Below are 10,325 nucleotides of genomic sequence, written 5' to 3' on the forward strand. Positions count from 1 at the left end.
CCAGCCCGACGAGGGCAGCGACGGCAACGATGGCGCTTCATCGGATGCCAGCGCGGACACGGACGACGCACCGCACGGCGAAAGAGTCATCACCGGCTCCCGCCCCTGCGCTCATGCAGACACCCGCACGTTGGCGCAGGTGCGTGCGGACATCCTCACCGACCTGCTCCTGACCGCTACTCCCTCCACCCGCGCCACTGGCGCCGGTATCGAGGCGGTGACGGCGCAGATTCAGGTGACGGTCCCTGCCCTCACCCTCGCCGGCGACCCCGACGGAGGCCCGGCCCTGCTCACCGGGTACGGCCCCATCGACCCGGCGCTCGCCCGCCGGTTGGCAGGGCTCGCGCCCGGATGGGATCGGGTGTTCACCGACCCGACCACCGGCATCCCCGTCGCCGTCGACCGCTACCGACCCAGTGCGGAAATCCGCCGTTACCTCGCTGCGAGGGATGAACGCTGCCGCACCCCCGGCTGCACCCGCCCCGCCCACCGGTGCGACCACGACCACACCACCGCAGCCGCAGACGGCGGCCCCACCGCCCCCGACAACCTCGCCCACCTCTGCCGCCGCCACCACACCGTGAAGCACCACACCGCCTGGCAGGTCCGACACCTCGGCCACGGAACCCTCCAATGGACCTCACCCACCGGACGCCACTACCAAGACCACCCACCCGGACGCGTCCGATTCGTCCCGCACACCGACGACCCACCACCGTTCTGAGCACCACGCACGGGCAGCGTCACCGGGCAGCGACCCGCACGTCGGTCGCGACGATCGACAGGCGCACCTCGTCACCCTCGGCGACGTCGGCGGCGGCGAACTCGGCGATCGCGAGCTCGCAGACGACGGCAGGCTCGCGGGTGTGCAGGCGGACACCCGCGGCGGTCGCCTCGATCCGCACCACCCTGGCGCTCCAGCGGATACCGGGTGCCGAGGCGCCAAAGGCCGCCGCCTCAGCCGAATCCCTCTCCCCAGCCCCCCGCCCGGACCACACCCGGACCGCGCCGGTCGGGATCAGCGCCACGGCGTCGCCGTCGGAGAGGCCGGGCGCGGGAAGGCGCACCGCACCGGCCGTCCACACCCCCGCCTGCACCCGACCCGGCACGCGGTTGACCCCGCCGAGCGCCGCGACGAAGTCGGTCGCGGGCGTCGTGAGCACCTCGCGGGCGGGTCCCTGCTGCGACACCCGGCCGTCCTCGATCACGACGAGGCGGTCGGCGAGGGTGACGGCATCCACGACGTCATGCGTCACGAACAGCGTCGTCGTGCCGGAAGCGCGCAGATGCGCGGCGAGCACACGGCGGATGTCGGCGACCGTCACCGGGTCGAGCGCGGTGAAGGGCTCGTCGAGCAGGAGCAGCCGCGGCGCGGTGGCGAGGGCGCGGGCGAGGGCCACCCGCTGCTGCTGGCCGCCGGAGAGCTCCGCGGGCCGGCGGTGGCCGACACCCGGCAGCCCGACGTTCTCGAGCCAGCGCTGCGCCTGCGCGCGGCGCGCGACCCGGGCAGCCGCCCTCCCGGCATCGTCGGAGACGCGCAGCCCGAATGCGACGTTGTCGCGTGCGGACAGATGCGGGAACAGGCGCGGATCCTGGCCGAGCAGCACGACACCCCGCCGCTGCGGCGCCACCTGCACCGCGGGCGACGAGACGACCTCACCTCCGACACGCACCTCCCCGGCGCTCGCGCGCATCAGTCCCGACACGACATCCAGCAGGGTCGACTTGCCCGCGCCGCTCGGTCCCATGACGGCGACGATCTCCCCCGCGGCCGCGGAAATCGCGACATCCAGCACGAACGCGTCGCGGCGCACGACGACGTGCGCGTCGAGCGCGGCCACGGTCACCGCCCCGCCCCCGGCATCGGCCGCCAGGCACGGACGAGAAGCAGCACGCCCACCGCCGTCACCAGCAGCAGCAACGACAGGGCGACGGCGGTGCCCTGCGAGACACCCGCCCCGTTGAAGGCGGTGTAGATCGCGAGCGGCATCGTCTGCGTCACGCCCGGCGCGTTGCCCGCGAACAGCGCCGTGGCCCCGAACTCCCCGATGGCCCGCGCGAAGCACAGCACGACCCCGGCGAGCAGGCCGGGCGCGGCCAGGGGCAGCGTGATCCGCCAGAGGATCCGCCACCGTCCCGCCCCCAGCGCCGCCGCGGCATGCTCGTAGCCCACGCCGGTCGCGCGCAGGGCTCCCTCGAGCGCCAGCACGAGGAATGGGAGCGCGACGAACGTCTGCGCGATCACGACCGCGGTCGTCGTGAACGGGATGCGCAGCCCCGCCCCCGCGAGCAGCTGTCCCAGCCAGCCGTTGCGGCCGAGGAGGAACAGCAGCGCGACGCCGCCGACCATCGGCGGGAGCACGAGCGGAACCGTCACGACCGCGCGCAGCACTCCCGCCAGCCGCGGCCTCGACCGGGCGATCACGAGCGCGAGCGGCACGCCCAGCACGACGCACGCCGCCGTCGCCACGGCACCCGTTCCGAGGGAGAGGCCGAGCGCCGACACGGCGGCAGGCGAGGTGACGTCCGCCCACAGCGTGGACGGATCGACGCGACCGACGAGCGCGGTCAGCGGAAGCACGAGGAAGGCGACCCCGACAACGGCCGGCACGAGCAGCACCTGCGGCACGAACCCGCGCGACGCGCGCTGCCCGGCGATCATCGCGGCTGCCCGGCGATCATCGCGGCTGTCCGAAGCCGAGCCCGGCGAGCACCGCGCGGCCCTCGTCGGACAGCACGAAGGCGACGAACGCCTCGGCCGCCGCCGGGTTCGCGGCGCCGGCGAGGGCGACGATCGGATACGTGTTGACGACGGCGTCGGCCCCCGCGGTCGTCACGGTCTGGACGTCGGTCGTGGTCTTCGCGTCGGTGACGTAGACGAGGCCGGCATCCGCCTCGCCGCTGGCGACCTTGGTCAGCACCGCCGTCACGTTCTGCTCGTAGCTGTCGACGGACGCGGTGACGCCCGCGTCGGCCAGCAGAGTGGCGGATGCGGCGCCGCACGGCACCTCGGCGGCGCACAGCACGACCGACAGGTCGGGCGTCGCGAGATCGGCCAGCCCCGTCACGCCGCCCGGGTTGCCCTTCGGCACGACCAGCGTCAGCACGTTCGTCGCGAACGGCTGCGGCGCCGCCGCGAGCCCGGCGTCGACGACCTTCTGCATGTTCTTCTGATCGGCCGAGGCGAAGACGTCGGCCGCCGCCCCCTCGACGAGCTGGGTGGCGAGAGTGGACGATCCGTCGTAGCTGATCGGCCGGATGCTCACGCCGGGATGGGCGGCTTCGAACGCCTCGGCGAGCTGGGTGAACGCGGCCTTCAGCGACGCGGCCGCGAAGACCGTGAGCTCGCCCGACAGCGCGTCGGCCGACGCGGATGCCGGGGCGGTCGCCGCCGGCGCAGCATCCGTGGCCGCGCCGCCGGCGCCGCATCCGACCAGCGCGAGGGCCGCCGAGGCGAGGAGGGCGAGGGCGGGACCGCGTCGCGTGCGCATCAGTGCTCCTGGGGGGTTTCGACGATGACGTTCGTGGCTTTGACGATCGCGACGGCGAGCGCACCGGCTTCGAGGCCCAGGTCGCGCACGGCCTCGGCCGACATGAGCGACACGACGCGGTGCGGCCCGGACTGGATGTCGACCTGCGCCATGACCCCGTCCATCTGCACCCGGGTGACCAGGCCCACGAAGCGGTTGCGCGCGCTCGAGAGCGCGTCGCCGGGATCCGCGGCGGCGCGGGCGGTCTCCACGGCCCGCGCGGCGAGCGCGTCGCCCGGCACGCGCGCGGGCGACTCCCCCGTCGTCGGCAGGACGCCGTGGTCGATCCAGCGACGCACGGTGTCGTCGCTCACGCCCAGCAGACGGGCGGCTTCGGTGATGCGATACGAGCGCATACGGCGACGATATCGCTCATCTGCGGAGAAAGTGACGCGTGCTCCCCGCATCCGCGGAAATCTGCGGGTGCGTGACACCCGTACCGGCCCCGGCGTCGATGCCGCGGTTTACGCTGACACCGTGCCCCTCGCTCCCCTCGTCGACCCTGTCCCCGCGCTGACCGCGGCCGAGCGCGCGCGCACGCAGCGCCACCTCGTCCTCACCGGCATCGGCGATCTCGGTCAGCGCCGCCTCGCCGCCGCGCGCATCGCCGTCGTCGGCGCGGGCGGACTCGGCTCCCCCGTGATCATGGCCCTCGCGGCAGCCGGGGTCGGCGGTCTCACCGTGATCGACGACGACGACGTGGATCAGACCAACCTGCAGCGACAGCTCCTGCACCGCCACGCCGACATCGGCGCCCCCAAGACCGACTCGGCCGTGCGGGTGGCCGCGGACCTCTCGCCCGAGACCGTCGTCACGGCGGTGCGGGAGCGCCTGACCGCCGACAACGCCGAGCGCCTGCTCGCCGACGTCGACCTCGTCGTGGACGGCAGCGACACGTTCGCCACGCGCACCGCCGTCGCGGCGGCCTGCGAGGCCCGCGGCATCCCGCTCGTCTGGGGCGTGGTGCAGGAGTTCCACGCCCAGGTGACCGTCTTCTGGAGCGCACCGCCCGCGGGGACGGAGGCCGTCCGCCTGTCGGACCTGCACCCCGCCGACGCCGCGGGCGAGCCGCCCACCTGCGCCGAGGTGGGCGTGCTGGGCGCGCTGTGCCTGCAGGTCGGCGGCATCCTCGCGACCGAGGCGATCAAGCTCGTCGTGGGCGTCGGCGAGCCGCTGCTGGGTCGCGTGCTCGTCATCGACGCCCTTCGCGCCACCCAGACCGAGGTCGCCCTGCACGCGGCGGCAGAGCGCACCTCCGCGCCCGTGCCGCCGGCGCCCGCGACGGACGGGATCCGTGAGCTGACGGCATCCGAGATGCTCTCCGCACAGGATGCCGGGGCCACCCTCCTCGACGTGCGGGAGCCGTGGGAGACCCAGGGCGGCATCGTGGCGGGGTCGGTCCTGATCCCCCTCGGTGACCTGCTCGATGACCCGGACCGCGTCGAGGACGATCGTGTCGTGGTCATCTGCGCCCACGGCGTGCGCGCCCGCCACGCCGCCGAGGTCCTCCGCGCCCGCGGGGTCGAGGCCGACATCCTCGTCGGTGGTCTCGCCGCCTGGCAGCAGGCATGAGCGCCGCCGACACGACGCCGCCGGCGCTGCGGACCGTCGAGGAGCAGCTCGGCGATGTGCTCGCCGCGGTGCGGCCGCTCGCGGCGGCCACCGTGGCGCTGGAGGAGGCGGCGGGCCGCACGCTGCGCGCGCCGCTGCGGGCGGCCCTCGACATCCCCGTCTTCGACAACTCGGCGATGGACGGCTTCGCGGTGCGTTTCGCCGACGTCGCCGCCGCGACCGGCGACGTCCCCGCCGTGCTCCGCGTCGTCGCCGATCTGCCGGCCGGCACCAGCGACGACCCCCGTCTGGGTGCGGGCGAGGCCGCGCGCATCATGACCGGCTCCCCCGTGCCGGCGGATGCCGACGCCATCGTCCCCTTCGAGGACACCGCCGGCGGCCTGGCGGACTCGCTGCACACCGCGCGGGTGCTGCGCGCACCCGCCCGCCCGGGCGTCTTCGTCCGCCGTGCCGGCGACGACGTGCACGCCGGCGACATCCTCCTCGAGGAGGGCACCGTCCTCGGGCCGTTGCAGATCGCCGCCGCGACCGCGGCCGGCGCGACGGCGGCGTTCGTGTCGGCCCGCCCCCGCGTCGCGATCGTGTCCACCGGCAGCGAGCTGGCCCCCGCCGGGACGCCCCTGCGCCGCGGCCAGATCCCCGAGTCCAACGGCGTCCTGCTCGCGGGCCTCGCCGCCGCGGCCGGTGCGGAGGTCGTCGCGCGCCTCTGCGTCGACGACGAGGGCGCCGGACTGCGCGACGCGGTGTCGGCGGCGCGTGCGGCATCCGTCGACGCCGTCGTCTTCTCGGGCGGCGTCAGTGCCGGCGCGTTCGAGGTCGTGCGCGCCGAGCTGTCCGGCGCGATGACGTTCAGCCGCATCGCCATGCAGCCCGGCAAGCCCCAGGGCTTCGGCACGCTGCCGACACCGGCCGGTGCGGCCCTGCTGTTCGGGTTGCCGGGTAACCCCGTCAGCGCGGCGGTGTCGTTCGAGGTCTTCGTCCGGCCGGCGCTGCTGGCGCTGCAGGGTCGCCGCGCGATCCACCGGCCGATCCTGCAGCTGCCCGCCGGAGCCCCCTGGCGCACGCCGGAGGGACGCCGGCACTACCTGCCCGCGGTCGTCGACACCGACCGTGACGGCTCGTGGACCGTCCGCCCGGCGACGGCGGGCGGCTCCGGGTCGCATCTCGCCGGCGGACTCGGCCGCGCCCGCGCCCTCGCGGTCGTTCCCGCCGAGGTCGTCGAGGTGCGCACCGGCGACCCGGTCGCCGTCATGCTGCTGGAAGGATGGGACGCATGAGCTTCACCCATCTGGATGCCGCCGGTCACGCACGAATGGTCGATGTGACCGAGAAGCAGCCGACGGTGCGTGCCGCGACCGCCCGCGGATTCGTCCGCTGCGCCGCGCCGGTCGTCGCCGCCCTCCGCGACGGCTCCGTCCCCAAGGGCGACGTGCTGGCCGTCGCGCGCATCGCCGGCATCCAGGCGGCCAAGCGCACGCCCGAGCTGCTGCCGCTCGCCCACGTCATCGGCGTGCACGGCGCCGTCGTCGATGCGATCGTCACGGACGAGGGCGTCGAGGTCACCGCGACCGTGCGGACGGCCGACCGCACGGGCGTCGAGATGGAGGCGCTGACGGCCGTCGCCGTCGCCGCCCTCGCGATCGTCGACATGGTCAAGGGCATGGACAAGGCGACCGCCATCGAGAACGTGCGTCTGATCGCGAAGACCGGCGGCAAGTCGGGCGACTGGACTCGGGAGGCCTGATGGCGAGGGTGCGTTACTTCGCCGCCGCCGCCGAGTTCGCGGGGCGCGACGAGGAGGTCCGCGGCGAGCACGACCTCGAGGCCCTGCGCTCCGCGTGGGCGGCGGAGTACCCCGGCCTCGGGCGCATCCTGCCGCGCTGCGCCGTGCTCGTCGACGGGCGGCGCACCGACGGCGACGCCGCGCTCGGCGACGACACCCTGATCGACGTGCTCCCGCCCTTCGCCGGAGGCTGAGCGCGGGTCGCGGAACCCTGGGGCACCGCCGCGTTCAGCCGCCGAGCCCCTTCCACGCCGCCGACCCGTCGTCGGCCAGCTGACGCTTCCACACCGGCAGCTCGCGCTTGATCGCCTCGATGATCTCCCGACACACCTCGAACGCCTCCGCGCGGTGCGGTGTGGCCACGGCGATCGCGACCGCGATGTCGCCGACCTCGAGCCGTCCGATGCGGTGGCTCACCGCCACGATCGCGCGGCGGTCGCCGACCGCGGTGACCGCGATGTCGTGCAGCGTCGCCTCGGCGTCGGGATGGGCCGAGTATTCGAGCGCGACGACCGCCCCGCGCGCGTCGGGGTCGTGGTCGCGCACCGTGCCGATGAAGCTGGCCACGGCGCCGGCGGCGGCATCCTCGACCGCGGCGATGTGGACGGCGAGATCGAGCGGTTCGTCGGTGATGCGGGCGATGCGCACGGCCATCAGTGGTCGCCTCCGTCGAGCTGGTGGCGGACGTGGTCCGCGATGGAGAGGATCACCGGCATCCCGGATGCCACGGCGGCGGGAGAGCCGGGCAGATTGACGATGAGGGCGGTGCCGGCGACGCCGGCGAGCCCGCGCGACAGCATCCCCGCGGGCTTCTCGGCGACCGACCGGCGGCGCAGCTCCTCGGCGATGCCGGGGAGCTCCCGATCGATCACGCGAGCCGTGCCCTCGGGGGTCCGGTCGCGCCGCGCCACGCCGGTGCCGCCGGTCGTGACGACGAGGCGGGCGCCGGCGGCGATCGCCTCCCGCAGCGCGGCCTCGACGCTGTCGGCGCCGTCGGCCACCACGCGCGCGTCGGCGCACGCGAAGCCCGCCTCGCGCAGCACGCGCACGGCGACCGGGCCGCTCACGTCGTCGCGCGCCCCCGCCGCGCTCCGGTCGGACACGGTGATCACAGCGGCAGACATCGACACGCCGCCAGCCTACGCCCCGCCCTCCCGCGGCGCGCGGGCGGACGAGCCGATGTCACAGCACGAGGCCGAACGCGGCGACGTCGGTCGGGCCGTCCAGACGCGAGAAGCCGATGCGCTCGTAGAACGCGATCGCGCCGGCGTTGCCGCCCGCGGCGACGAGGTGCAGGCCCACGACGCCGCGGGCGCGCAGCGCGTCGACGAGCGCGGCGATGAGCCGCCGTCCCCATCCCTGACCCTGCAGCTCGGGCAGGAGGTCGATGTGCAGGTGTGCCGGATGGGTCGCGGCGTACGGCTCCGCGCCGGGGCGCCGGCTGTCGGCATACGCCAGGACGGCATCCTGCCGGGTGCCCTCCCCCTCCTCGCCACCCGCGGCGCGCCGCGGCCAGCGCGAGCCGACCCGCGGCCACCAGTCGGAGCGGAACCACTCCTCGAAGGCGTCGGTGTCATCGGTGCCGACGACGTAGCCGGCCACGCGGCCGTCGTCGGTCTCCACGACGAAGGCGAGGTCGGGATGGCGAGCCGCGTACGGGAGCACGAAGACGGCGCCCCAGATGTCGTCGTCGTCCAGGATGCCGGTGCCGTCCGCGCCGGCATCCGCGGTCCGCAGGCAGACCTCGGCGAGCGCGGCCTCGTCGCCGGCGCGGAACGGTCGCAGGTGCGGCATCCCGCGATTCTATGCCGCCGGCTGCGCGGCCTCGGCGGCCGCGGTGATCCGGTTGGCCATCCCGCGGAAGATGAACCCGTGGAACGGCAGCACGGCCAGCCAGTACAGCCGCCCCGACAGCCCCGACGGGAAGAAGACCGCGCGCTGACGGTACACCGCGCCGCCGTCCGCGCCCGGCTCGCAGCCGAGGTCGAGCCAGGCCAGCCCGGGCACCTTCATCTCGGCACGCAGGCGCAGCAGCCGCCCGGGCTCCACCTTCTCGACCCGCCAGAAGTCGATCACGTCGCCGACCGCGACGCGCGTACGGTTGCGGCGACCCCGCACGAGGCCGACGCCCCCGACAAGGCGGTCCATCCACCCCCGCAGCGCCCACAGCAGGGGCGCCGAGTACCAGCCGTTCTCCCCGCCGATGCCCTCGATGACGTCCCAGAGCCGCTCCGGCGCCGCGGTGGTGGCCGCCGTGCGCACGTCGGTGTAGACCGTGCGCCCCGCCCACTCCGGGTCGGACGGCAGCGGATCCGACGGGACCCCGCTGACCTCGGCATCCTGCCAGCTCGTCTCGACGCTGTCGGCCGCGACGCGACCGAGGGCGAGTGCGACGGCGCGGCGGTACGGGGTGAGGCCGCCCTCCGGCGGCGGGATGATCGCGTCGATGTCGTGATCGTCCATGACGCACTCGTTCTGCAGTGAGGCGATGAGCGGGCGCGCGATCGAGCGCGGCACGGGTGTGACGACGTTGACCCAGTGCGAGGCGAGACCCGGGGTGAGCACCGGCAGCGGGGCGATCGGGCGTTGCGGGAGCCCGGCTTCGACCGCGTAGCCGTTCATCATCTGCCCGTAGCGCAGCACGTCGGGACCGCCGATGTCGACCGCGCGGTTGACCTCGGGAGCGACCCGCGCCGCGCCCAGGAGGTAGTACATGACGTCGCGCACCGCGATCGGCTGGATGAAGTTGCGCACCCACTTCGGCGCGGGCATGTAGGGCAGCACCTCGGTGAGGTGGCGGATCATCTCGAAAGACGCGGACCCCGAGCCGATGACGACCCCCGCCTGCAGCACGAGCGTCGGCACTCCGCTGCGCAGGAACACGTCGCCCACCTCGACCCGCGAGCGCAGGTGCGGGCTCAGAGGCACCCCGTCGGGGTGCAGGCCGCCCAGGTAGACGATCCGGCCCACGGACGCCGCGGCCGCCGCGGTGGCGACGGCCCGGGCGGCGGCGAGGTCGGCCTCCTCGAACCCCGCGCCCGCCGACATCGAGTGGATGAGGTAGAAGAGCACGTCGACGTCGTCGCAGGCCCGGGCGAGCGCGGGGCGATCGACCGCCGCACCGGCGACGACCTCGACCTCGTCCCCCCAGTCGAACGCCGCGAGGCGGGCGGGATCGCGCGCGAGGACCCGCACGCGGTACCCGGCCGCGATCAGCCGCGGCACGAGCCGGCCGCCGATGTAGCCGGTGGCGCCGAGCACGAGGGCGCGCGGCGCGCTACCGTCGGCGCGCGGCACGGCCCGCAGGGCCTCTTCGCGGCCGGTGGGCGTGGACAGTTCGCTCATGCCCGCCACGCTAGCCCGCCTTCCCCCGAGCCGCCATGACGCGGCCGAGCCGCTACCGCGCGGGCGGGCCGGCGGGTAGCGGCTCGGCCGGCGGG

General features: G+C 75.1%; 13 protein-coding genes. 5 read left to right on the top strand and 8 right to left on the bottom strand.

Annotated features, from left to right (window positions below; genetic code table 11):
• The coding region (locus MHO01S_RS15720) for an HNH endonuclease signature motif containing protein (protein ID WP_157553823.1) at positions 1 to 724 on the top strand (724 nt) is incomplete at its 5' end.
• A 19-nt stretch (positions 725 to 743) separates the two neighbouring features.
• Here the strand turns inward: MHO01S_RS15720 and MHO01S_RS15725 are convergent.
• The 4 genes from MHO01S_RS15725 to MHO01S_RS15740 are packed head-to-tail and all read right to left on the bottom strand — an operon-like array spanning position 744 to position 3,886.
• Positions 744 to 1,841 (bottom strand): sulfate/molybdate ABC transporter ATP-binding protein, encoded by a 1,098-nt coding sequence (locus MHO01S_RS15725; protein WP_255266113.1) that lies wholly within the window; start codon positions 1,839 to 1,841, stop codon positions 744 to 746.
• 2 nt (positions 1,842 to 1,843) lie between these two features.
• Positions 1,844 to 2,662, bottom strand: a complete 819-nt coding sequence (locus MHO01S_RS15730; protein ID WP_061782576.1) for an ABC transporter permease — start codon at positions 2,660 to 2,662, stop codon at positions 1,844 to 1,846.
• A gap of 16 nt (positions 2,663 to 2,678) precedes the next feature.
• On the bottom strand, positions 2,679 to 3,491 hold the full coding sequence (gene modA / locus MHO01S_RS15735) for a molybdate ABC transporter substrate-binding protein (protein ID WP_061782577.1): 813 nt from the start codon (positions 3,489 to 3,491) through the stop codon (positions 2,679 to 2,681).
• Positions 3,491 to 3,886: a TOBE domain-containing protein gene (locus tag MHO01S_RS15740; protein WP_061782578.1), complete on the bottom strand. Its 396-nt coding sequence runs from the start codon at positions 3,884 to 3,886 to the stop codon at positions 3,491 to 3,493. Before MHO01S_RS15740 ends, modA begins: the two co-directional genes overlap by 1 nt.
• Before the next feature lie 121 nt (positions 3,887 to 4,007).
• On the opposite strand from MHO01S_RS15740, the gene MHO01S_RS15745 reads away from it, so the two are divergent.
• The 4 genes from MHO01S_RS15745 to MHO01S_RS15760 are packed head-to-tail and all read left to right on the top strand — an operon-like array spanning position 4,008 to position 7,079.
• On the top strand, positions 4,008 to 5,102 hold the full coding sequence (locus MHO01S_RS15745; RefSeq protein WP_255266114.1) for a ThiF family adenylyltransferase: 1,095 nt from the start codon (positions 4,008 to 4,010) through the stop codon (positions 5,100 to 5,102).
• The gene (locus MHO01S_RS15750; RefSeq protein ID WP_061782580.1) at positions 5,099 to 6,379 is read left to right on the top strand and encodes a molybdopterin molybdotransferase MoeA; all 1,281 of its coding nucleotides are present in this window, start codon (positions 5,099 to 5,101) and stop codon (positions 6,377 to 6,379) included. Before MHO01S_RS15745 ends, MHO01S_RS15750 begins: the two co-directional genes overlap by 4 nt.
• Positions 6,376 to 6,846, top strand: coding sequence for a cyclic pyranopterin monophosphate synthase MoaC (moaC, locus tag MHO01S_RS15755; RefSeq protein WP_060959193.1), 471 nt, complete (start codon positions 6,376 to 6,378; stop codon positions 6,844 to 6,846). The genes MHO01S_RS15750 and moaC overlap by 4 nt, the downstream gene beginning before the upstream one ends.
• On the top strand, positions 6,846 to 7,079 hold the full coding sequence (locus MHO01S_RS15760) for a MoaD/ThiS family protein (protein WP_061782581.1): 234 nt from the start codon (positions 6,846 to 6,848) through the stop codon (positions 7,077 to 7,079). The genes moaC and MHO01S_RS15760 overlap by 1 nt, the downstream gene beginning before the upstream one ends.
• 34 nt (positions 7,080 to 7,113) lie before the next feature.
• On the opposite strand, the gene MHO01S_RS15765 is transcribed toward MHO01S_RS15760, so the two are convergent.
• Genes MHO01S_RS15765 through MHO01S_RS15780 form a run of 4 tightly spaced genes read right to left on the bottom strand, consistent with a single transcriptional unit; the run spans position 7,114 to position 10,230 of the window.
• A complete protein-coding gene (locus MHO01S_RS15765; RefSeq protein ID WP_061782585.1) occupies positions 7,114 to 7,542 on the bottom strand; it encodes a molybdenum cofactor biosynthesis protein MoaE in 429 nt (142 codons plus the stop codon).
• The gene (locus tag MHO01S_RS15770) at positions 7,539 to 8,009 is read right to left on the bottom strand and encodes a MogA/MoaB family molybdenum cofactor biosynthesis protein (RefSeq protein WP_061782584.1); all 471 of its coding nucleotides are present in this window, start codon (positions 8,007 to 8,009) and stop codon (positions 7,539 to 7,541) included. Before MHO01S_RS15770 ends, MHO01S_RS15765 begins: the two co-directional genes overlap by 4 nt.
• A 58-nt stretch (positions 8,010 to 8,067) precedes the next feature.
• Complete coding sequence (locus MHO01S_RS15775) at positions 8,068 to 8,679, bottom strand: GNAT family N-acetyltransferase (RefSeq protein WP_061782582.1); 612 nt, start codon at positions 8,677 to 8,679, stop codon at positions 8,068 to 8,070.
• Positions 8,680 to 8,688: 9 nt separating this feature from the next.
• A complete protein-coding gene (locus tag MHO01S_RS15780; protein ID WP_061782586.1) occupies positions 8,689 to 10,230 on the bottom strand; it encodes an SDR family oxidoreductase in 1,542 nt (513 codons plus the stop codon).
• Between the last annotated feature and the right edge of the window lie 95 nt (positions 10,231 to 10,325).

Origin of the sequence: Microbacterium hominis NBRC 15708, from assembly GCF_001592125.1 — a bacterium.
Taxonomy (GTDB): Bacteria; Actinomycetota; Actinomycetes; order Actinomycetales; family Microbacteriaceae; genus Microbacterium; species Microbacterium hominis.